This is a genomic window from Saccharopolyspora erythraea NRRL 2338 (genome assembly GCF_000062885.1).
GTDB lineage: Bacteria > Actinomycetota > Actinomycetes > Mycobacteriales > Pseudonocardiaceae > Saccharopolyspora_D > Saccharopolyspora_D erythraea.
The window spans coordinates 1,433,280-1,455,197 of sequence record NC_009142.1 but is presented as its reverse complement, the minus strand read 5'-3'; the positions used below and the strand labels follow the sequence as shown (position 1 = coordinate 1,455,197).

General features: G+C 72.0%; 17 protein-coding genes and 1 pseudogene. 5 read left to right on the top strand and 13 right to left on the bottom strand.

Annotation, left to right across the window (positions count from 1 at the left end):
• Positions 1-44: 44 nt before the first annotated feature.
• From SACE_RS06445 to SACE_RS06435, 3 genes are all read right to left on the bottom strand, one after another.
• A complete protein-coding gene (locus SACE_RS06445; RefSeq protein ID WP_009947927.1) occupies positions 45-2,408 on the bottom strand; it encodes a GTPase-associated protein 1-related protein in 2,364 nt (787 codons plus the stop codon).
• A gap of 185 nt (positions 2,409-2,593) precedes the next feature.
• On the bottom strand, positions 2,594-4,360 hold the full coding sequence (locus tag SACE_RS06440) for an alpha-L-fucosidase (RefSeq protein ID WP_009947928.1): 1,767 nt from the start codon (positions 4,358-4,360) through the stop codon (positions 2,594-2,596).
• 201 nt (positions 4,361-4,561) lie between these two features.
• Positions 4,562-5,113 carry a snapalysin family zinc-dependent metalloprotease gene (locus SACE_RS06435; protein ID WP_009947930.1) on the bottom strand — a complete coding sequence of 184 codons (552 nt, stop codon included), beginning with the start codon at positions 5,111-5,113 and terminating at the stop codon, positions 4,562-4,564.
• Positions 5,114-5,332: 219 nt separating this feature from the next.
• On the opposite strand from SACE_RS06435, the gene SACE_RS06430 reads away from it, so the two are divergent.
• The 3 genes from SACE_RS06430 to SACE_RS06420 all read left to right on the top strand — a co-directional run bounded on the left by SACE_RS06430 (position 5,333) and on the right by SACE_RS06420 (position 6,644).
• A complete protein-coding gene (locus SACE_RS06430) occupies positions 5,333-5,959 on the top strand; it encodes a maleylpyruvate isomerase N-terminal domain-containing protein (protein WP_009947931.1) in 627 nt (208 codons plus the stop codon).
• A 120-nt stretch (positions 5,960-6,079) separates the two neighbouring features.
• Positions 6,080-6,310 (top strand): ribbon-helix-helix domain-containing protein, encoded by a 231-nt coding sequence (locus tag SACE_RS06425; RefSeq protein WP_009947932.1) that lies wholly within the window; start codon positions 6,080-6,082, stop codon positions 6,308-6,310.
• Entirely contained in the window at positions 6,297-6,644 is a 348-nt protein-coding gene (locus SACE_RS06420; protein WP_009947934.1) for a type II toxin-antitoxin system PemK/MazF family toxin, read from the top strand. Before SACE_RS06425 ends, SACE_RS06420 begins: the two co-directional genes overlap by 14 nt.
• Positions 6,645-6,839: 195 nt before the next feature.
• On the opposite strand, the gene SACE_RS06415 is transcribed toward SACE_RS06420, so the two are convergent.
• From SACE_RS06415 to SACE_RS06385, 9 genes and pseudogenes are all read right to left on the bottom strand, one after another.
• Positions 6,840-7,778 carry a heme o synthase gene (locus SACE_RS06415; protein WP_044547166.1) on the bottom strand — a complete coding sequence of 313 codons (939 nt, stop codon included), beginning with the start codon at positions 7,776-7,778 and terminating at the stop codon, positions 6,840-6,842.
• Positions 7,775-8,164: a DUF3817 domain-containing protein gene (locus tag SACE_RS06410; RefSeq protein WP_011873324.1), complete on the bottom strand. Its 390-nt coding sequence runs from the start codon at positions 8,162-8,164 to the stop codon at positions 7,775-7,777. The genes SACE_RS06415 and SACE_RS06410 overlap by 4 nt, the downstream gene beginning before the upstream one ends.
• Positions 8,165-8,282: 118 nt before the next feature.
• Positions 8,283-9,341, bottom strand: coding sequence for an LLM class flavin-dependent oxidoreductase (locus SACE_RS06405; protein WP_009947937.1), 1,059 nt, complete (start codon positions 9,339-9,341; stop codon positions 8,283-8,285).
• Between the two features lie 134 nt (positions 9,342-9,475).
• Positions 9,476-10,816: a lysine N(6)-hydroxylase/L-ornithine N(5)-oxygenase family protein gene (locus SACE_RS06400; RefSeq protein WP_021341391.1), complete on the bottom strand. Its 1,341-nt coding sequence runs from the start codon at positions 10,814-10,816 to the stop codon at positions 9,476-9,478.
• Positions 10,817-10,930: 114 nt separating this feature from the next.
• Positions 10,931-11,503 carry a siderophore-interacting protein gene (locus SACE_RS39675; protein ID WP_009947940.1) on the bottom strand — a complete coding sequence of 191 codons (573 nt, stop codon included), beginning with the start codon at positions 11,501-11,503 and terminating at the stop codon, positions 10,931-10,933.
• Complete coding sequence (locus SACE_RS36170; RefSeq protein ID WP_269453542.1) at positions 11,440-11,673, bottom strand: siderophore-interacting protein; 234 nt, start codon at positions 11,671-11,673, stop codon at positions 11,440-11,442. Before SACE_RS36170 ends, SACE_RS39675 begins: the two co-directional genes overlap by 64 nt.
• A 138-nt stretch (positions 11,674-11,811) precedes the next feature.
• Positions 11,812-18,200 (bottom strand): annotated as a pseudogene (locus SACE_RS06390) (amino acid adenylation domain-containing protein).
• The gene (locus tag SACE_RS39670) at positions 18,137-18,421 is read right to left on the bottom strand and encodes a hypothetical protein (protein ID WP_269453541.1); all 285 of its coding nucleotides are present in this window, start codon (positions 18,419-18,421) and stop codon (positions 18,137-18,139) included. Before SACE_RS39670 ends, SACE_RS06390 begins: the two are co-directional and overlap by 64 nt.
• Positions 18,422-18,606: 185 nt before the next feature.
• Positions 18,607-19,860 (bottom strand): GNAT family N-acetyltransferase, encoded by a 1,254-nt coding sequence (locus tag SACE_RS06385; RefSeq protein WP_011873320.1) that lies wholly within the window; start codon positions 19,858-19,860, stop codon positions 18,607-18,609.
• A 285-nt stretch (positions 19,861-20,145) separates the two neighbouring features.
• On the opposite strand from SACE_RS06385, the gene SACE_RS06380 reads away from it, so the two are divergent.
• Both SACE_RS06380 and SACE_RS06375 read left to right on the top strand, forming a co-directional pair.
• A complete protein-coding gene (locus tag SACE_RS06380; RefSeq protein ID WP_009947947.1) occupies positions 20,146-21,069 on the top strand; it encodes a hypothetical protein in 924 nt (307 codons plus the stop codon).
• Between the two features lie 12 nt (positions 21,070-21,081).
• Positions 21,082-21,459 (top strand): hypothetical protein, encoded by a 378-nt coding sequence (locus SACE_RS06375; protein WP_009947948.1) that lies wholly within the window; start codon positions 21,082-21,084, stop codon positions 21,457-21,459.
• Positions 21,460-21,486: 27 nt separating this feature from the next.
• Here the strand turns inward: SACE_RS06375 and SACE_RS06370 are convergent, their stop codons facing one another.
• The gene (locus SACE_RS06370) at positions 21,487-21,783 is read right to left on the bottom strand and encodes a DUF2218 domain-containing protein (protein ID WP_009947949.1); all 297 of its coding nucleotides are present in this window, start codon (positions 21,781-21,783) and stop codon (positions 21,487-21,489) included.
• Positions 21,784-21,918 lie beyond the last annotated feature (135 nt).

Here is a 21,918-nt window from a genome sequence, read left to right as displayed (position 1 = left end):
GACTCTCGGCAGCCGATTCAGCGGCCTTGCCAGCCGCCCCGCGCTCAGCGGTCGCGGCGGCGGCCGAGGAGCCAGTCGGCCACGGGGGACGTGGGCTTGCGCGGCGTCTTCTTGCTGAGCTCGCGGAGCCATTCGTGCCACACGGCGGCGTTCTCGGGGCCGTCGGCCCGCAGCAAGCGGCTGACCCTGCGGTAATCCGCCTGGCCGTGTGCGCCCGCCCAGCCCTCCAGGGCCTTGTCGAACTCCGCGCGCATCGTCGGGGTGAGGTCGTCGGCCCAGCCGATGAGGAACGCCAGCACGACCGCTCGGTCCCTGCGCTCGGTCGTGGTCGCCTCGTCGTCCCAGGCCGCCGCGAGTTCGCTCACCACGACCTGCTGGAGCCGTTCGCCTGCCCGCACGACGGCGTCGACCGCCTTCGCCTGCTCGCCCTCGAGCAGCGCGTCGACGACGGCCGGTCCGCGTGCGGCGAAAACCTTCTTGGACACTTCGCTCAGCTCGGTGGGGGGCGGCGTCGCGCCGGAACGCCGGAAGGCGGTCAGCCAGCGGCGCAGCGTGCCGTCCTCCTTCCACAGCGCGAGCAGCGTCTCGTCCCTGACGTGTTCGACCAGCAGCCGCAGCACGTCGAGGTACAGCGCGGAGACCTCGCGGCCGGCGAGGGCGGAGAGGGCCTTCTGCGCCAGCGACTCGGAAAGCGTGGCGGTAGGCATCCCGGCGAACAGCCGCCGCATCTCCGGCAGGGTCGGGCTGGAGTGCGCGAACAGCGCGTCCCACACGGCGTCGCCGACGCCCGGGCGGTCGGCTTCGCGGAGCGGTCCGAGCATCGCGGCGATGGCGTCCTGCCTGCTGCGATCGCCGTTCTCGACCGCGGCGGCCGCGACCGCCGCGTCCAGTGGCGCGAACGGGTCGCTGATCGCCGGGGCCAGGACCCGCCACCAGTGCTCGCGTATCGCCGTCGCGGTGGGGCCGGCGTCCGGACCTTCCAGCCGGGACGCGAGTTCCTCGCGCAGCAAGGCGATCAGCTCGTCCCCGCACGGCCAGTGGTCCGGGTCCATTCCGGCGCCGGGATTGTCGGCCCACCAGGCGGCGAACCTGGCGGCGGCATCGGCGAAACGCTCCGGCCGCGGCTTGACGCCGAAAGTCGCGGCGAGGCGCAGCAGCGGATCGAGGCGCTGCGGGTCGAGCCCGCCCGCGGCGGCTTCGACGAGGGAGGCGGCCTTCTCCATCTCATCGGGAGTCCACTGCCGCTCGGGTAACGTTCCCAGCGGGGTTCCGTCGCCGCCGCGCGCGAACTCGTCGATCTCGGCCCACAGCAGGGCGTAGCGCACCTGCCCGGCCAGCGCATCGCTTCCACTGTGGACGGAGATGGCCAGTCGGCGCAGCAGGGTGCGGTCCGGGCCCGCGGCCATGACCGCCTCCGTCACCCGCTCCAGGGCGTCGGTCGTGGACGAGGCCGGTGCGTGCTCGAGCCAGTTCACGAGCTCGAGCGCGTGGGCGCGGTCGTCGATCGACTCGCCGCACATCAGGACCCCGCCGACGAGCCGGTCCGCCAGCGTCGCGCGGCGCCGGTTGGCGTCCCGCGCGAACAGGTGCGCCAGCTCCACCGCGTCCACCACGTCGTAGGGGTCGGACTTGAGGAAGCGAGGCACCCAGTGCAGCCCCGCCTCGGTGGGGTCGACGGCGGAGTGCCGTCCCGTGGTCAGGTCGAACACCACGTGGTTCCGGTCGGATCCCGGTTCGGCGAACCGTCCCGCCTGATCGGGACGCAGCGCCAGCACTTCGGGGCCGTTGGGCTCCGGGCCGGTCGCGTAGATGCGGAAACCCACTCGCAAGGCCATCTCCTGCGGCAGCAGCAGCGTCGCGGCCGCGATCCAGCGCGCGATCTCAGCCGGATCGGGCCCGACGAACACCACCTGCGCCGCGCCGTGGCCGTGCAGCCGGTCCAGCGCGGAATGCACGGCCAGCAGCCGGGCCTCCCCGTCCGGCAGGCCGCGCACCCAGTCGCGGACCTCCTCGACGCCGAACGGGCCCGGCTGCGGTTCGGCGGCCACCGGGGCGCATTCGGCACTCGGCGCGGGCTGTTCGGACCACCACGGCGCATCCCACAGCTGCGCCGGGCGGACCGCGCCGTAGAGGGCGGAGTCGGCGGTCGCGACGGCGTGGGTGAAGCGGTGCTTGTCGTCGCCCGCGAGCCGGACCCCGCGGGCGGTCACGTACACGCCGTCGAAGACGTGGCTCAGCGACGGGCCGGCACCGCCGCTGGACTCGGAAGCGGACGCGGTGTGCAGGACCGATCGGCGCACGAGCGCCTTGGTCTCCTCGCGGGTCCCCGCCGACACCGCCTGGAACCCGCCCTCGTCGGCGGCACCGCGGTCGACGTAGTACAGCGACTCGAACGCAGGACCGCCCATCACCCACTCCGTTCCGTCGTCGTGAGAGGGGCCGAGCGACCGCGGCGCGACGTTCCGCCACCCGGACGCACGCTCCCCGCCACCTCGGCCGCGCGGGTCACCTGACCTTGATCGCAGACCTTAGCGTCGGTCCTCCTGGCAGCCGAACAAAATCGGACAGCCGGGTGATGCGGTGGTGAAAGGGCTCACCGAGCGGCCGGTGGGACCGCTCGGTACAGGCCGAGGGTGGCGATTTCGGGGGTGCCTCTGGACTGCTGGATCCGGATGCGAAGCCGGTCCGCCTCCATCGGCTCGGACAGCACCAAGAGCCTGCGGAGCCCGATGGTCGTGGCCGAGCCGATCTCGACCCAGCGGTCGCCCCGGCGAACGTCGACGGCGAACCGCTCCACCCGCTGGCCCGCGGTGACGTCCTCACCCAGTTCGACCTGGTCGAACGTCCGCCGCCCGCCCAGCTGCACCTCCAGCTCGCCGGTCGTCGCACCGCCCGGCGGCGACCACCCGGTGGTCGGGTCGCCGTCGGTGAGCGCGGGTGCACCGCCGCCGTCGGCCAGGTTGCGCCGGTAGGTGTGCCAAATCGCGTCGCCGAAGGCGCGCAGCTCGGCGACGTCGGCGTCGTCGATGCGGCCCGACCGGTCCGGCGGCACGTTGAGCAGCAGCAACGAGTTGCGGCCCGCGCTGCGCTGGTAGAGGGAGACGAGCTCGGCGGCCGGCTTCGGACGCTCGTCGTCGTGGTGGAACCAGCCCGGCCGGATCGAGACGTCGGACTCCGCGGGCATCCACGACAGGTACCGCACCGACGGGTCGGTGATCTTCTCCCGTGAGCCGAGGTCCTCGGCGGTCGCGCCGTCCGGCCAGCCACCGATGATCGCCTCCTGGCCGTAGGAGTTCTCCGGGTCGGCGGTGTAGGGCGTCGGACTCCACTCGGACTCGCGGGCGATCCCGTCCTCGTTGCCCACCCAGCGGAACCCGCGCGGGCCCTCGTCGATCACCGTGCCCGGCGACAGCCGCTCGATCAGCCGGAACCAGGACGCGAAGTCGTAGTCCTCGGTGAGCCCGGCCTCCGCCCACGGGTTCGCACCGTCGAGCCAGAACTCGTCGATCGGCCCGTACTGGGTCAGCAGCTCGTAGATCTGGTTGAGGTAGAAGGCGTTGTAGTCGTCGGCGGCGAAGGAGAACGACGGCAGCGAGCCGTCGGCGACCTCGTCCGCGCGGTCGTCACCCGGCACCAGCGTCGGGATCGTGCGCGGCACGACCGCGCTGCCGTTGCCGTAGCGGCCGTGGCCGCCGGGTGCGCGGTCGCCGTCCCCCAGGGTGACCCGCTCCTCGGTGCTCAGCGGCAGCCCGGCCTCGTGCTTGGCGCGGATGTCGCGGACGTAGCCGGCGTGCCAGTCGTGCGGGTGCTCGGCACCGTCGGAGGGCGAGAGGTAGATGCCGACCCGCAGGCCGGCCTCGCGCGCGGCGCGCACGTAGCGGCCGAGCACGTCGCGGGAGGGATCGCCGTTCCACCACGGGCTCGCGACGATCGAGTGCCGCGTGTAGCGCGTCGGGTACAGCACGAAGCCGTCGTGGTGCTTCACGGTGAGCATCACCAGCTTCGCCCCGGAGTCGCGGTAAGCCCGCATCCACTGCTCGACGTCGAGGCCGGGCGGGTCGAAGCTCGCCGGGTCCTCCGCGCCCGAACCCCATTCGCGGTCGGTGAAGGTGTTCATGCCGAAGTGCGTGAAGGCGATGACTCCCTGCTGCTGCCAGGCGATCTGCTTCGGCGCGGGCACGACGTCGACGGCCTTGGCCACGATCCGCTCGGGGGTGTCGCACTCCTCCAGCGCGATGATCGGGGCCGGTGCGATCGGGTCGTCGCAGCCACCCGGGCGGGCGCCGCCGGATGCGGCGACGGCGGGAAGCAGGGTCACGGCGGCGACGACGGACAGCAGAACACGCCGGACATGCCTCATGCGCACTCTTCCTCCGGACGCGCTTCTCGCGCGCGGCACCGGTTCCATTCGTACTCGCGGAACGGGAAGCGCGGAATCGGTCGTCTGGACCAATACGGCACGACGCGCCGGGCGGTGGGTCCCGGCGCGTCGTGCGGGTGCGGGTGGGCTGCGTGGCCGAGGGCGTGGGCTCGACCGGCGTGGCCGAATCCGGGAAGGGACTCAGCGCAGCGCGGGAGCCGTTTCGAGGTAGAGGCGGCGCGGAATCACGGCACCACCGGCGAAGTTCTGCTCCACCTCGGCGATCTCTTCGGGGTTCGGCTTCGCGTTGTCGCAGTCCGGTCCGGCGCTGGCACCCGACATCAGGTCGGCGCAGACGCCGGTGCGGTTGTCCGGCAGGCCGAGGATGTGGCCGATCTCGTGCGCGGCGATGCGGATGACGTCATGCCCCTCGTTCACCGCCTGGCGGCCCATCCAGATCGTGCCCTGGCCAAGTCCCTCGACCTGGGCGCGCGGCCACCCGTCGTCGGCCAGCACGGTCAGGTCGGCCGCACCGCCGTTGGCGGGCTCCAACCGCACGTTCTTGACGTTGTCGTTCCAGACCTGGGCGCCCTGGTTCACCGCGTCGACGAACTCCTGGGCGCCGCTGGCGTCGTAGGTGACGACCCGGACGTTCTGCGCCGTCGCGGCCGACGCCGACAGCGGGAAGCCGAGCAGAACCGCGAAGGCCAGCAGAACGCCGACAACGGGACGTGCTATTCGGGACAGGGACATGTCGTCCTCCTCGCGAAAGACCGGAATTGCGGCGGTTGGAAGTTAGACCGGAATCCGGTGCGCGAGCAGGAATTGGCGCATTTGTGCCACCCCGTTTCACCACAACTACCTGCATAAATGGGAACTCGTGCCGGGTTTCGACCGAAACGGACCGGATATCGCCTCCGATCGTGGTCTAATCGAGCGTGAAAACGTTCGAAGAGCGGGCTGGGGGTTCACATGATCGTTGACGAGCTGGAGCAGGCGTGGCGGGGATGGGCCGATCTCGGCTCCGCGCTCGGCGACGAGCAGTGGCGCACGCCGACCCGGCTGGACGGGTGGGCGGTCCGCGACGTCTTCGCCCACTGCGCGCCGGCGATCGGGGCCGCGGGCGCGGCCTGGAACGCACCGCCGGCCGAGGCCCCGGTCACCCACTCCGACGACGCCGCCGAACTCCTGCGGTTCTTCCAGCAGCCGGGCGGGGTGGCCCACGAGCACGCCGGCGACATCCGCGACCAGGCGGTGGCGAAGGCAGCGGCGGCACCCGCCGAGGAACTGCTGGAGGCGTTCACCGTCACCGCGCCCAAGCTCATCGCGAAGATGCGCGAGACCCCGCTCGACCACCGCATCGACTACATCGGCGTGGCCGTGCTCAGCGCCCGCGAGGTCATGCGCATCCTGCTGATGGAGGCGGTGGTGCACTACGTCGACATGGCCACCGCGCTGGACATGCCGGTGCCGGGCCCGGTCGCGGGAGCCCCGCTGCGCACCATCGCCCACCTGCTCACCGACCTGGCCGATCCGGTGGCCTTCATCGACGCCGCGACGGGACGCTCGAAGACGCCGGTGCTGCCGGTTCTGCGGTAGCGGCGGCGCGGTTTCGAAGCTCTCAGGTTGGGGCCGGAGTTACCTCGCACGCGCGACCAAGGCCAGGGACGTGTTGCCGCCGCTCACACGGCGGGTAGTACTCCGGGTAGCATCGAGGGTATGAAACTCAGTGTGAGCCTCACCGACGAAGACGTGACGTTCGTCGACGAGTACGCCCAGCAGGTGGGGGCGCCGTCCAGATCCGCCGTGATCCACCAGGCCATCAGCCTGCTGCGGAGCGCCGAGCTGGAAGATGCCTACGCCAGCGCGTGGGCGGAGTGGGAAAGCGGCGATGACCGGAAGCTGTGGGAGACGACCGCCTCGGACGGCATCGCAGATGCGTCGAGGTGACGTCTACTGGGTCGACTTCGAACCCATCCGCGGCTCGGAGGCCGACAAGACCCGCCCGGCCGTCGTGGTCAGCAACGACGCCGCCAACCGCAGCGCGGAGCGCGCCCGGCGCGGTGTGATCACCGTCGTGCCCCTGACTTCCAACGTGAACCGCGTGCTGCCGTTCCAGGTCCGGCTGCGCGCTGCCGACTGCGGCCTGGCCGGCGACTCGAAGGCGCAGGCCGAGCAGGTGCGGGCGGTGGCGTTCCACCGCCTCGGCAAGCGCATCGGCCGGGTGCCTGACACCACCCTCGCCAAGCTCGACAACGCCCTGCGGCTGCATTTGGGGCTTTAGCCGCCACCGCCGCGCCAGCGGCGGCACCGCCGCGTGAGCGGCGGCAATACTACCCAGGCTTTCGCCTGGCCCGAGGCCCAACCACGTAGAACTTCGAAGCGCGGGCCACTCACGCCGCGCCGCAGTTTCGAAGCTCTCAGGTTCGGGCCGGAGTTGCCCGCGGACTCGACCAGGGCCAGGACGGCGTTGTCGCCGCTACGCGACGAAAGAAGGCAAACCCACTGCGGAGTCCACCGCGATGGCCACGAAGAGCAGGGCCAGGTACGAGTTGGACAGGTGGAACAGCTTCATCGGGTTGTACGCGTGCCCTCGCCGGATCGAGTTGTGCAGGCGCTGCGCCACGATGAGGAACGCCGCGCCCGCGAGCACCGCGAAGGCCACGTAGACCCAGCTCGTGGCGGGCACCAGCAGCAGGGTGCAGGCCACCGTCGCCCAGCTGTAGACCAGGATGCGCGCCGAGACCTGACGGGGCGTGGCCACCACCGGCAGCATCGGGACGCCCGCCCGCGCGTAGTCCTCGCGGTACTTCATCGCCAGCGACCAGAAGTGCGGCGGCGTCCACAGGAACACCACGCCGAACATCACCAGCGCCGGCCACTCCACGCTGCCGGTCACCGCGGCCCAGCCGATGACCACCGGCATGCAGCCCGCGGCACCGCCCCAGACGATGTTCTGCGACGTCCTGCGCTTGAGCACCAGCGTGTAGACGAAGACGTAGAACAGGATCGCCGCCAGCGACAGCACCGCCGCCAGCAGGTTCGCGCCGAGCGCGAGCACCGCGAACGACACCACGCCCAGCACGATGCCGAAGACCAGCGCGCTGCGCCGGGGCACCTCGTAGCTGACCAGCGGCCGCTTCTTGGTCCGGTCCATCACCGCGTCGATGTCGGAGTCGGCGACGCAGTTCAACGCGTTGGCGCTGCCCGCCGACATCGCTCCGCCCGCCAGCGTCACGAGCACCAGCCACGGCGAGGGGATGCCGCGCTGGGCGAGGAACATCGCGGGCACGGTGGTGACCAGCAGCAGCTCGATGACACGAGGCTTGGTCAGCGCCAGGTAGGCCGCGAGCACGCCTCGGCGAGGTGTTTTGGGGGCGGGAGCCGCGTTGTTGGCGGCTGCGGGGGCAGCGGTCATGACTTCGCCGATCCGGTCCCTTCGACGGGGGCGCTGTTGTTCTCACCGGGCAGCGGCTTGCCCTCGGAGCGCAACTGGTGCCACAGCGTCACCTTGCGCTCGGCGAAGAAGGCGCCGAGCGGGATCGTGCCCGCCAGCAGCACCAGGAGCATGCGGCCCAGCGGGGCCTTGAGCTGCACGGTCGCGACGAGCGCGATGAACAGGTACACGATGTAGAGGTACCCGTGGCCGATGCCGATCGTGGTCGTCCAGCTGTCGCCGAGCTGCTGGATCTGCGTTCCCTCGGGCCACGCGTACTTCAGGACCATCGTCAGGCACAGAAGGATCAGCAGCACCGCGGTCACGTAAGCCATGATCCGGTAAAAGGCCAGCACACCAGGCTTCACGACTACCCCTCAATTCCGCCTCGTGCCTACACACCGGTGTCATCAGACCGTACGCCACACGGTGCGGCGCCCCACCGCTGACCTCGCGCAAGAGTGGCGCCGCCCACCTTGCCGCGGATCAGTTCAGCCGGTACTCCTGCGAGATCAGCTCGAAGGAGCGCAGCTTGGCCTTCCGGTCGTAGACGTTCGCGGTGATCATCAGCTCGTCGACCTGCGTGCGTTCGCGCAGCTCGTCGAGCTCGGCGCGGACCGTCTCGGGCGAGCCGTGCACCGCGTCGGCGAGCCAGCTCCGAACGAACGCGCTCTCCATCTCGTCGTAGGGGTAGGCGGCGGCCTCCTCCGGGCTGGGCATCCGTCCGGGGTTGCCCCGCCGCAGCCGCAGCATGCTCAGCGCGATCGGGCGGGCCAGGCGCAGCGCCTCCTCGTCGGTGTCGGCGGCGATGGCCTGCACGCCGATCAGCGCGTAGGGCTTGTCGAGCACCTCCGAGGGCTCGAAGCTCTCGCGGTAGAGGTCCAGCGCGGGCAGCGTGTTCTGCGACGCGAAGTGGTGGGCGAAGGCGAACGGCAGGCCGAGCGCGCCTGCGACCTGGGCGCTGAAGCCGCTGGAGCCGAGCAGCCAGATCGGCGGCACCGCGCCGTTGGGCACCGAGTGCACGTCGGCGTAGGGATGGTCGATCGGGAACTCCCCGCGAAGGAACGCCATCAGCTCACCGAGCTGCTGCGGGAAGTCGTCGGCGCTCAGCGCCCCGGTGGTGCGGCGCAGCGCGCGGGCGGTGGCCTGGTCGGTGCCGGGGGCGCGGCCGATGCCCAGGTCGATGCGCCCGGGGTGCAGCGCCTGCAGCGTGCCGAACTGCTCGGCGACCACCAGCGGCGCGTGGTTGGGCAGCATCACCCCGCCCGAGCCGACCCGCAGGGTGCTGGTCGCGGCGGCGAGGTGGGCGATCACCACCGCCGGGGCGGAGCTGGCGATGCCCGGCATCCCGTGGTGCTCGGCGACCCAGAACCGGTGGTAGCCCCACCGCTCCGCGGCCCTGGCCAGCTCGGTGGTGGTGTTCAGGGCGTCGGTGGGGGTGATCTCGGCGCCGACGGGCGCGAGGTCGAGGACCGACAGCGGGACCGGGGAGTCGCCGCGGGCGGCACCGCGCACGGCGTCGTCCGGGTTCGCGTCAACGTTCATCGGCCGGTGCAACCACGCACCCGCCGCCTCTGTTCCCGGCGCGGGCCCGCCTCGGGTGTCGGCTCCGCCACTGCGACCACCCGCGAGTCTTCCGGGCTGTCGCAACGACTCGGAGGACTCACGGGTGCGGCGGGTCAGCTCCCGCTGAGCGCGTAGTCGCGGACGACCGGCGCGGTGCGGCGCGCGAGCACCGAGTCGCGGATCTCGCCCGCGCGGACGGCGCCGTTGGACAGCAGCGACGAGGTGATGCCGTGGGTGTGCTCGGTCGCGCCCTGCAGGTAGATGCCGCCGGGCACGCCGTCGTCGGTGCGCAGCCGGTAGTCGCGCTCGACCCGAAGCCGGCCCTCTTCGTCGCGTTCGCAGTGGCCGCCGAGGTCGCCGAGCAGCCGCAGCGGGTCGCCCGGACGGCAGCCGGTCGCATAGACCAGCACGTCGGAGTCGAGGACCGTGCGCTCGCCGGTCGGCAGGAACTCCACCGTCACCCGCACGCCGTCCGGGCCCGGCCGCACTTCCACGGCCCGCGACGCGTTGAGCATCCGCAGCCGGCACTCCCCGCGCACCTTCTCCTGGTAGCAGCGGGCGTAGAGCTCCTCGATGAGGTCGAGGTCGACGACCGAGTAGTTGGTGTTGCGGTGGTAGTCCATCAGCATCCGCTTGACCTCGCCGGGCGCGGCGTAGAAGTCGTCGACGGCCCGCGGGTCGAAGATGCGGTTGGCGAAGGGGCTGTCGTCGGCCGGGGTGTGCCCGTAGCGGCTGAACACCGAGCAGACCTCGGCGCGGGTGAAGGTGCGGTGCAGGTAGTCGGTCACCTCGGCGGCGCTCTGCCCGGCGCCGATCACGGTGAAGCGGCGCGGCTCGGCGGGGTCGAGCTCACCGACGCGGTGCATCAGGTCGAGGTTGTGCCACACGCGGGGTCCCAGCTCGGCGCCGTCGGGCACGCTGGCCTCCAGGCCGACGGCGATGACGACGTTGCGCGCGCGGCGCAGGACCAGCTCGCCCGAGCCTTGGCGCACCAGCACCTCGAACACGCCGTCGGCGCCGGCCTCGACGCCGACGACCTCGGAGTCGTAGCGCACCAGGTGGTCGAGGCGGGCCGCCGCCCACTCCAGGTAGTCGTGGTACTCGACCCTGCTCGGGAACATCGCCTTGTGGTTGATGAAGTCGACCAGCCGCCCGCGCTCGTGCAGGTAGGACAGGAACGTGAAGTCGCTGGCCGGGTTGCGCGTCGTGGCCAGGTCCTTGAGGAACGACACCTGCATCGTGGTGCCCTCGATGAGCATGCCGCGGTGCCAGCCGAACCGGGACTGCCGGTCGAGGAAGACGGCGTCCAGCCGCTCGTCACCGGGCGCCGTGCGGTTGTGCTCGTCGACGGCGACGGCCAGGGCGAGGTTGGACGGCCCGAACCCGATGCCGATGATGTCGTGCACTGGGTCCGTTCGATCGATCGGTGCCGCGGACACGTTGTCCCCCTCCATCACAGTGCCCACCGCAGGAGGGCACGACGGTTCCCCGGCGGTGTGCGCCGACATCGCCGGTGGTGCTCGGACTTCGCGGCGGCGCGCCTGTGCCGCCGCGCGCTGGTCACGACCTCAGTCGCGGTCGTGGTTGTACTGGTCGTGGTATTCGGTCTCGGCCATGCCGCGCTTCCAGTAGCCGACGGCGAGCACCGACTGGGCGGGCAGGCCGCGGTCGGTGCGCAGGTGCCTGCGGATGCCGCGGACCATCGTGGACTCGCCGGAGACCCACGCCGAGACGTCCTGGTCGCCGGGCAGCTCCAGCTCCCGCACGGCGTCGGGGAGCAGCGTGGAGCGGCCGGCGGGGACGCCGTCGCGGTGCAGCCAGGTCAGCCGCAGGTCCGGCGGGCAGACGATGTCGAGCTGCTCGGCGGCGTCGGAGACCTCGATGAAGACCTGGCCGCGCGCGGTGACCGGCAGCCGCTCGACCATCGCGCAGATGGCCGGCATCGCCGTCTCGTCGCCGACCAGCAGGTACCAGTCGGCCGCCCGGCACGTCCTGCCGCCGGAGCCCATCACGCCGAGGAAGTCGCCGGGACGGGCGTTGCGCGCCCAGTTCGACGCGACGCCGTGCTCGCCGTGCATCACGAAGTCCACGTCGAGCTCGCAGCGCGACTCGTCGTAGCGGCGCACGGTGTAGGTCCGCATCGTGGGGCGCTCGTGCGCCTCGGGCCAGACGTAGCGACCGGTGTCGCCGTCGAGGACGGCAGCACCGGCCGCCGCTGGTCCTGGCTGGGCACGAACACCTTGATGTTCGGGCCCTGGTGCTCGTCCAGGAAACCGGTGAGCTCCTCACCGCCCAGCGTGACGCGCCGCATCGACGGGCTCAGCTCCGCGGTGCGCAGCACCTCCAGGTTGCGCGCCGGAGGGCGTGCGTGCGGACTGGGCCGGTTCGCTGTAGTCATCCGCCGCGCGGTCCTTTCCGTTCCGGACGATCTTCGTTGATTAAGGCTAGCCTAACCATAGATAGGCTGCCCTGTCTCCCCCGCGGTGGTCGAGATCTCCACTTCGCCGCCACCGCGGTCCGCGGCTCGGCCGCGACCTCCGGTTCCGCCGCGCGATCCCGGATTCGCAGCGCGAGAACCACCCCGGCGAGCGCGAAACCGGCCGACACGAGCATTCCCGCGTGGTAGGTGCCCAAATCCGGTTCCCCGCCGACCGCCGGCACCGACGCGGTCACCGCCACCCCGAGCGCCGCCCCGACCTGGCGCTGGACGTTGAACAGCGTGGATGCGCCCCCTGTCGCCGACCGGTCGATCGTGGCGAAGGCGACGACCTGCAGCTCCGCCGAGGCCGCGCCGACGAAGAAGCCCGACCCGAGCTGGACCAGTGCGGCCACCCGCATCCCGGAGTCCGGGCTGACGACGTTCATCGCAGAACAGCGGCTCCTTGCTGCCCTGCGTGCGCAGCGGCAGCAGGATGTCCAGCGCGTGGCGCTGGCCACCGTGCCGGATGCGCTCGGCCAGCCCCGCGACGGTCGGCGCGGCGAACAGGCTGCCGACGTTGAGCCGGACGCCGAGCGCGTCCTTGACGCGCGCGATCAGCCGGGCGGCGAGCAGCGAGTGCCCATCGAGGTCGAAGAAGCTGTCGGCGACTCCGACCCCGGGCAGTTCGAGGACTTCGGCGAGCAGCCCGCAGAGCGCTTCCTCGGTCGGGTTGCGCGGCATGTCGTCGCCCACCGCGGCGCCGAGGTCGGGCGCGGGCAGCGCGTTGCGGTCGAGTTTCCCGTTGGGCATCAGCGGAAGCGCGTCGACGGGCACGATCGCCGCCGGGACCATGTGGTCGGGCAGCGCGTCGGCGACGTGGCGGCGCAGCTCGGCGGGCTCGGCGTCGCCGACGACGTAGCCGACCAGCCGCCGGTCGCCCGGCCGGTCCTCGCGGACCACCGCGGCGACCTGCGCGACCCCGGGGTGGCGCGCCAGCACCGCCTCGACCTCGCCCAGCTCGATGCGGAAGCCGCTGATCTTGACCTGGTCGTCGGCGCGACCGGCGAAGTCCAGTACGCCGTCGCGGCGCCAGCGCACGAGGTCGCCGGTGCGGTACATCCGCGAGCCGGGCGGGCCGAACGGGTCGGCCACGAAGCGCTGCGCGGTCAGCCCCGGCTTCGCGAGGTAACCGTGCGCGAGGCCGGTGCCCGCGACGTAGAGCTCGCCGACCACGCCGGGCGGGCAGAGCTGGAGCGCGTCGTCCAGCACGTAGAGGCGGGTGCCCGGGTCCGGTAGACCGATCGGCACGGACGCCGCGACCTCGTCCGGGTCGCAGTCCCACAGCGTCGAGTTGACCGTCGCCTCGGTCGGGCCGTAGCAGTTGACCATGCGGTAGCGGCCGGCCCAGCGCAGCACCAGCTCCGAGGGCACCTTCTCCGCTCCGCAGAGCAGCGTGACGCCGGGCGGGAACTCGGTGCCGTCCGGGAACATTCCCATGACCGACGGCCCGATCGCCATGTGCGTGACGCGGTGCTCGCGCGCGTACTCCGCCAGCGGCTCGCCCGGCACGCGGCGTTCGGCGGGCACCACCACCAGCGTGCCGCCGCTGAGCAGACCCATGCACACGCCACGTCGAAGCTCGGCGAGGCGAACTGCAGAACTCTGCTGGACGCGGTGACGCCCAGCCGTCCGGACTGCGTGGCGAGCAGTCCGGAAATGCCGCTGTGCGGGACGACGACGCCCTTCGGGCGTCCGGTCGAACCGGAGGTGTAGATGACGTAGGCCGGGTCCTCGGCCGCGGGCTCGGGCAGCGGACCGGACGGGTCGGCCGGCTCGTCGTGGCAGCCCAGCACCCGGGCGAGCAGGTCGGTGTCGCGGCCGCCGGTGATCACCACGGCCGGCCGGGCGTCCTCGACCATGTGCCGCAGCCGCTCGGCCGGGTAGTCGGGGTCCAGCGCGAGGTAGGCGGCACCGGAGGTCATCGCCGCCACGAGCCCGACGACCAGCTCCGGCGAGCGCGGCAGCATGACGCCCACGACGTCGCCGCGTCCCACGCCGTTCTCGGCGAGCAGGCGGGCCAGCGAACGGACACGCCGATGCAAGTCCCTGTAGGACAGCTCGACTTCCTCGAAGACCAGCGCGGGCTTGTCCGGGTGCTCGGCGACCCGTTCGGCCAGCAGCGCGGGGAACGTCGCGCGACGAGCGCCGGCGGCCGCCTCCACCTCGTCGCCCCAGCCCAGGATCCGCTCCCGCTCGCCGGCGCCGAGGATCTCCAGGCCGGTGATCGGCTGCGCGGGATCGGCCACCGCCGAGCGGAGGAGGGTGACCAGGCGGCCGGCCAGGTCGGCCACGGTCTCGCGGTCGAACAGGTCGGTGCCGAAGCGCACCAGCCCGTCGATGCCGCCACCGGGGCGGTCGCCGAGGCTGAACGCGAGGTCGAACTTCGCCGCCCCCGCGTCGGCGAGCTCCACGGTGGTCTCGACCCCGGGCAGTTCGGCGGGCGCGTCGTCGGTGGCACCCCAGTAGGCCAGCATCACCTGGAAAAGCGGGTGGCGAGACAGCGACCGCACCGGGTTGAGCACCTCGGCCAGGCGCTCGAACGGCAGGTCCGCGTGCTCGTAGGCGGCCAGGTCGGTCCGGCGGACGCGGTCGAGCAGTTCGCCGAAGGCGGGGTCGCCGGAGGTGTCGGTGCGCAGCACCAGGCTGTTGACGAAGAACCCGACGAGGTCGTCGAGCGCCTGCTCCCCGCGGCCGGCCACCGGTGTGCCGATCGGGATGTCGGTGCCCGCGCCCATCCGGGTCAGCAGCGCCGCGATCCCGGCCTGCAGCACCATGAAGACGCTCGCGCCGTGCTCGGCCGCCAGCTCCCGCAGCCGCTTGTGCAGCTCGGCGTCGATGTCGAAGCGGACCGCGTCACCCCGGTGGCTGGGCACCGCCGGACGCGGCCGGTCGGTCGGCAGCTCGAGCTGGTCGGGCAGGCCGTCCAGCGCACGGGTCCAGAACGCGAGCTGCCGCGCCCCCAGCCCCGCCGGATCACCCTCCGCACCGAGCAGTTCCCGTTGCCAGAGCGTGTAGTCGACGTACTGCACGGGCAGCTCCCGCCACAACGGCTCGGCGCCGCGCAGCCGCGCCGCGTACGCCGCCGACACGTCCCGGACCAGCGGCGCCATCGACCACTCGTCGGTGGCGATGTGGTGCAGCAGGACGTGCTCGTCCGCCCCGGTCTCGAAAAGCACCGTGCGGATCGGCGGCTCCTCGGCGAGCTCGAAGCAGTGGCGCGCCTCGCGCGCGAGGTCGGCGTCCAGGTCGCCGGTGCGCACCCGGTGCAGTTCCGGTGTGGTGTTGCGGACCTCCTGGCGCGGTTCGCCCAGCGTCTCGGGGAAAACCGTGCGCAGGCTCTCGTGCCGTTCGACGACGTCGGTGATCGCCGCCTGCAACGCGACGGGGTCGAGCCCGCCGGAGAGCTTCAGCACGACCGGCAGGTTGTAGGTGGGGCTGGGTCCTTCCAGCCGGTGCAGGAACCACAGGCGCTGCTGGGCGAACGACAGCGGCACCTGCTCCGGCCGCTCGTGGGGCACCAGCGCGGGCCGCTGCCCGCCGCGCGCGGTGAACTGGGTGACCAGGCCCGCGACGGTCGGGTGGTCGAACAGCGCGCGGATGGTCGGCTCGACGCCGAGCTCGTCGCGGACGCGCGACAGCAGCCGCGTGGCCAGCAGCGAATGCCCGCCGAGCTCGAAGAAGCCGTCGTCGATGCCCACTTCACCGACTCCGAGCACCTCGGCGAACAACGCGCACAGCCGGGCTTCCACGTCGTTGCGCGGGCCGCGCCCACCGGCCTCGACCTCCGGTGCGGGCAGGGCCGCGGTGTCGAGCTTTCCATTGCCGGTCAACGGGATCTCGTCCACGACGACCAGCGCGGAGGGAACCATGTAGTCCGGCAGCACGGCGGCGAGGTGCTCGCGCAGCCGCGCCGGCTCGGCGTCGGTGACGGCGTAGCCGACCAGCCGCCGGTCGCCCGGGCGGTCCTCCCGCACGACCACCGCCGCCTGGCGGACGCCCGGATGCGCGGCCAGGTTGGCCTCGATCTCGCCCGGCTCGATGCGGAAACCGCGGATCTTCACCTGGTGGTCGGCGCGGCCGGCGAACTCGAGCGTGCCGTCGGCGCGCCACTTCGCGAGGTCGCCGGTCCGGTACATCCGGGTGCCCGCCCGACCGTGCGGGTCGGCGACGAACCGCTGCGCGGTCAGCCCGCGACGGCCGAGGTAACCGCGGGCCAGGCCCTCGCCCGCCACGTACATCTCACCGACGACGCCCGGCGGTACGGGTTCGAGGTCGTCGGCCAGGACGTACACCCGCAGGTCGGGGATGCCGCGCCCGATCAGGCTCCCCTCGCGCCTGGCGGCCTGCTCGCGGTCCAGCTCCAGGTGGGAGACGTGCACCGTGGTCTCGGTGATTCCGTACATGTTGACCAGCACCGGATTCCGCGGGTGGCGCCGGTACCAGTCGTCCAATCTGGACAGTTCGAGCGCTTCGCCGCCGAAGACCACGTAGCGCAGCGCGAGTTCCGCGCAAGCTTCCCGATCGGCCTGGACGAGCTGGTAGAACGCCGACGGCGTCTGGTTGAGCACGGTGACGCGCTCGCGCTCCAGCAGCTCCAGGAACTCCCCCGGAGAGCGACTGACCTCGTGCGGCACGACGACGAGCCGACCGCCGTGCAGCAGCGCACCCCACAGCTCCCACACCGAGAAGTCGAAGGCGTAGGAGTGGAACAGCGTCCAGACGTCGGTGTCGTCGAAGGAGAACCACGGCTCGGTGGCGGTGAAGAGCCGGACCACGTTGCGGTGCGGGATCACCACGCCCTTGGGGCGTCCGGTCGAACCCGAGGTGTAGATGACGTAGGCGGCGTTGTCCGGACCGACCCGCCCGCGCTCGCCGGGTCCGGGATCGCGTTGCGAGTGCGCGGAAATCGCCTCGGCGGTCGCCGGGTCGTCGAGCAGCAGCCGGGTGATGTCGGAGGGCAGCAGCCGGGACGCGTGCTCGGTGTCGCTGACCAGCACCGCGGGCCGGGCGTCGGCGACGATGTGGGCGATGCGCTCGGCCGGGTGGCCGGGGTCCAGCGGCAGGTACGCCGCGCCCGCCTTGAGCACCGCCAGCAGCGCCACGACCAGCTCGGCCGAGCGCGGCAGGGCAAGTGCGACGAGCTGCTCGGGCCCCACGCCGTGGTCGATCAGGTGGTGCGCCAGCGCGGTGGCGCGCGCGTCGAGCTCGCCGTAGGTGGTGTCGCCGCCCTCGAAGGTGACCGCGACCGCGTCGGGGGTGCGCCGGGCCTGCTCCTCGAACAGCTCCGGCAGCGTGGCCGGCGACGACGGCTGCTCCTGCCCCGGCTCGTTCCACTCGTCGAGGATGCGGCGCCGCTCGTGCGGGGCGAGCAGTTCGATCCGGCCGATTTCGGCATCGGCGCCGGACTCGGCGAACCCGCGCAGGAACCGCAGGAAGCGGTCGTGGTGCGCGGTCAGATCGTCCTCGCCGTACAGGGCGGGGTTGGCGTCGAACTCGAAGCGCAGGTCGCCGCCGTCGAGGTAGACCGAGATGTTGAGGTCCTCGACCGGCCCGGCGGCCAGGTTGTGCACCTCGGCCTTCGCGCCGCCGAAGCTCAGGTCGTAGTCGAAGGACTTGATGTTGACCATCGGCCCGAACAGCGGGCGGTCCACGCCCACTCGCCGCAGGTGCCTGCGCAGCTCCTCACCGCGGTGGTTCTGGTGCCTGCGCAGGTCGCGAACGGCTTTGGCGGCCTGCGCGACCAGTTCGTCGCGGGTGGTTCGCGAGGTGACGCGCAGGCGCAGCGGCAGGACGTTGACGACCATGCCCGGCACCCGCAGGGCGACCGTGCCGAGCCTGCCCATCACCGGCAGGCCGAGCAGCACGTCCCGCGCGCCGGTCATGCTGTGCACGTAGGCGCCAACCGCGGCGATAAGCGCGTCGGGCCAGATCGTGCGGCTGAGGCCGGCGGCAACCGCCAGGGCGTCGGCGGTCTCGGCGCCTGCCGCGGCGGGCAGCCGCAGGAAGTGGTCGGCGCTCATCCGGACGCGGCCGGAGAGCGTCGCCGCCTCGGGTTGGTCGGCCAGCAGGTTCCGCCAGTACTCCGCGTCCTTGCCCGCCTTCTCGGACTCCCGGTAGCGCCGCTCCTCGGCGATCAGCGAGTCCAGCGGCTCGAAAGGCGACGGCCCGGGGTCCTCGCCCACGACCAGTGCGCTGTAGACCTCGGCGACCCGGCGGATGACGATCGAGAAGCCGTAGCCGTCGATGGCCACGTGGTGGATCCGCTGGTACCAGAACCAGTGGTCCTCACCGATCTTCAGTAGTGCGGCGGCGAACAGCCTGCCCGCCGGGTCGACCGGCTCGGCGAGGTCGGCCCGCATCCACGCCAGCGCGCTCGCCCGCGGGTCCGCCTCGGCGCTGACGTCGAGCACGGCAGCGGGAAGTCCACCTCCGGCTCCACGACCTGGCGCGGCTCGTCGCCGTCGACGACCACGCGGGCTCGCAGCGCCTCGGCCTCCGCCACGCCCCACCGCAGGGCCTGCTCGAACACCACCGGCTCCACCGGGCCGCTGATCTCGACGCACTCGCCGGTGTTGTAGATCGGGTTCGTCCGGTCGAGTTGCTGGGCGAACCAGATGCCCTACTGCGCTGTGGTCAGCGGCAACGACACGGCGGAGCGCTCCGGCATCGTTCTCCACCAATAAAAGTAAGGCTAACCTTGGTTCAAGCGGGGGATCACGTCACGGTGCGCTTACTCACGCGTTCACACAGGGGCATGACCGGTCGTCAGACCCGGGAGAAGACCATCAGAGCCGAGTTCTTGGCGGGCAGGCCGATCTCCCTCTCCCGGACGAACCCGGCCTTGGCGAAGGCGCGCACCGAAGCCTCGTTGTGCACATTCGGCTCGGCGACCACCCGCGCGCACCGCGGATCGGCGTCCAGCAGCGCACCCGCGACCGCGCGCAGCAGCGACGACCCGAAACCGCGCCCGAGCACCTCCCGCTCGCCGATCGCGATGTGGACCCCGAGGTCGTGCGGCCCGTACGGGTAGCAGCCCGCAAGCTTGTCGCGGGTCACCCGGTAGAGCTCCAGATACGCGACCTCGCGTCCCTCGTGTCCGACCACGCAGGGCAGGGAGTGCTCACCGCCGAGCTGGTGGGCGAGTTCCTCCCGCCAGCGCTCCAGCGGCCACGCCTGGTTCCAGTGGTGCGCGACGTGCGGGGTGTTCATCCAGCGGTGCACCAGTGCGACGTCAGGCCCGCCATCCCCGTGGACCGCGACCTCGACCGGACGCAGCGACCACGGCCCGCCCAGCACGGGCACGGGCGGCGGCGGGACGTCGGACTTGCCCTCGTGCAGCGGGTTCGGCACGTCGAACGGCACCGGCCGCACATCCGGCCGGTAGCGCAACCCCTCACCCACGAGCACAGCGCGGTCGGCGAGCGTCGGACTGCTCAGCCACGAGCGGGACAGGTCGTCGTCGACCGCGCGGAGCCGCCCGGCGAGCACCTCCAGCAACCAGCACTCGTCGGCGATCCCGGCCCGCCCGAACCGCCCGATGGCCGCCAGCGGGCCGGCGACCAGCGACCACGGGTCGGCGCCCGGCGACCGCGGCAGGTCGTCGACCTGCCGCGACAGCAGGCGCACCGCCTCCTCCGCGGTCATGCCGGCGGGCACCTCGTCGTCCTCGTCGTCGGCGAGCGACGAGAGCACCCAGTCGACAGCGGTACCGGCGTCCGGGGCGTTGATCGGCGCGCTCGGCAGCGAGCGGCTCCGCGAGTCCGCCGAGCAGGCGGCCGCCAGCAGCACCGGATCGGCGAGCGCCACCGGCACACCCTCGGCATCGAGGACGCGGATCGGGCCGAACCCGTGGGCGCCCGTCGGCGAGCGGTAAGCGACCTCGGCCGACACCCGCACCGGGCCGATCCGCAGGGACAGCGGGCCGGGCTCCACCGGAGTGTGCGTCTCGGCCAGCCAACGCCTGAGCAGCCGGCACGCGCGTCGTCGAGCCCTGTCCGCGAGTTCCACGTCGCCCGCCACGCCGTTCACTCCATCCGTCGACCCCGCTGAGCTGAGGCTAACCTAACACTTGATCACCGCGGAGCACGCCACTAGGCCGAACGAACGCACCCGCTCCAAAGTGGACACGCATGGTCACGAATCGGGATCGTGGACCAGTTCAGCCGAAATCTGGCTACATGACATCGAATGAAGATCCTTACCTGATCAGGTGAGGATCTCGGCGCTCCGCTGGGCGGTTTCGCGCGCGCAGACCTAATCTCCGCTTAGCCAACCAGGTCGAGTCGTCCGGATAAGGAGTTCCACATGGAAGACGCCGCTGACGCCGTCATCCCGCTCCGTCCCGGCTTCGACATCCAGATCCGGGGCTTCCACCGCAACCAGGTCATCGAGCACATCGAGCTGCTCGAGGACCAGCTCAAGCTGGTCACCATCGACCGCAACGAGTCCGCCCAACTCAACGCCGACCTGCGCAGGCTGTGCGACGACACCCGCAACGCGCTCGACCAGGCCGAGGCCCGGCTCAAGCGCATCGGGAGCTCCGACACCGGCCTGCCCGCCGCCTCGCAGCGGGTGCAGAACATGCTCACCATCGCCGAGGAGGAGGTCCAGACCCTTCGGGACCAGGCCAGGCGCCAGGCCGAGATCATCAGGGGCACCGCGGAGAACGAGGCCAGGGAGCTGATCGCCGAGGCCGAGAAGACCGCGCGGGAGCTGCGCTCCGAATGCGCGACGCTGGTCGCCTCGATGGAGCACCGTCGCGACGAGCTGCGCCGGGAGCACGACCAGCGGCTCAGCGAGCTGCGCAACCGCGAGCGGCGGATGCGCCAGGCCATCCGCGACGAGTACAAGAAGACCATGGCCGCCGCCCAGGAGGAGGCCGACGAGCTGATCGCCCAGACCCGCAAGCGCTGCGCCCAGTGGGACGCCGAGAGCGAGCGGCTGCGCCTGGAGGCGCTGGAGGAGATCGGCTCGAAGAGCGCCCAGCTCGCGCGCCTGCGCAGCGCCGCGCTCGCCGCGCTCGAGCAGACCCAGGAGACGCTGACCCGGTCCACGACCGTGCTGCGGGAGGTGGAGACCGGGGACGCCGAGCTCACCGAGGACCGGCAGACCGAGCTGGACCTGCCCCTGCAGCGCGAGGACGTCCAGACCTTCACCATCGAGCTGGAGCCCAGCTCCAACGGCTCCGGCCCGCAGCCCAAGGCGGTAGACGCCGTTCGCCGGCACTGATCGGAGGAAGCCGTGGACCTGCTCGTCCTGTCGTTCGTCGCCGGCTTCGCGCTGGCCACCCTGATCTTCTGGCCGATGCTTCAGCGCGCGCAGCGCCAACCTGGCGACTCCGCCAAGCGCACGACCACGGCGTGCTCGGCGACCCGGCTCGACCACGCCGCCGGTGCCGAACCGCCGAAGCCCGATCCGGTGGTGGTGGCGGGCCCCGGCCACGACACCGATCTCGAAGCGGAGGCGGTCGCGGAGGCCTCGGTGCCGGAGCGGCGCGAGCCGGAGCCGGTCGAGATGCCGTCGCTGCCGACCGACCTGTTCGCCCAGCGCTACCAGGCGCGGTTCAACCGCTCCCGGGGGCGGCTCGAACGGTTGCGGGCCCAGTTCAACGACCAGTGATCATCGTCCGCTGCTAATAGCGGACGATCACATCGGCTGCCATCGGACCACGAGCGAGTCGCGCTGCCCGAAGCGCTCCAGGTGCCTGCCGACGACGTCGCGCACCCGGTCCAGGACTTCGGCGTCCTCGGCCTCGGCCCGCAGTTCGAGCACGCCCGGCCGGTAGGCCAGCAGGCAGCTGCCCGCACCGCTCTCGACGGGCAGGGTGATCCGGACGCCGCCGTCCTCGTCGGCGACACCGCAGCGCCGCCCGAGGTGCGAGGCGAGCTGCTTGCCGTAGCGCTCCGGCTTGTCGGTGGCGACCTCCGCACGAGCCTGGACCATCACATCGCCCCTTTCGACGCACGTTAGCCTCGCCTAATTGTTAGCTGACCAAACGAGATTCGACGAGCGGCGCTCGGGTGTTTCTCGTCACAGTCGCCCGACCAGCACGAACGGCCGCAGGCAGCGGTCGCGGGA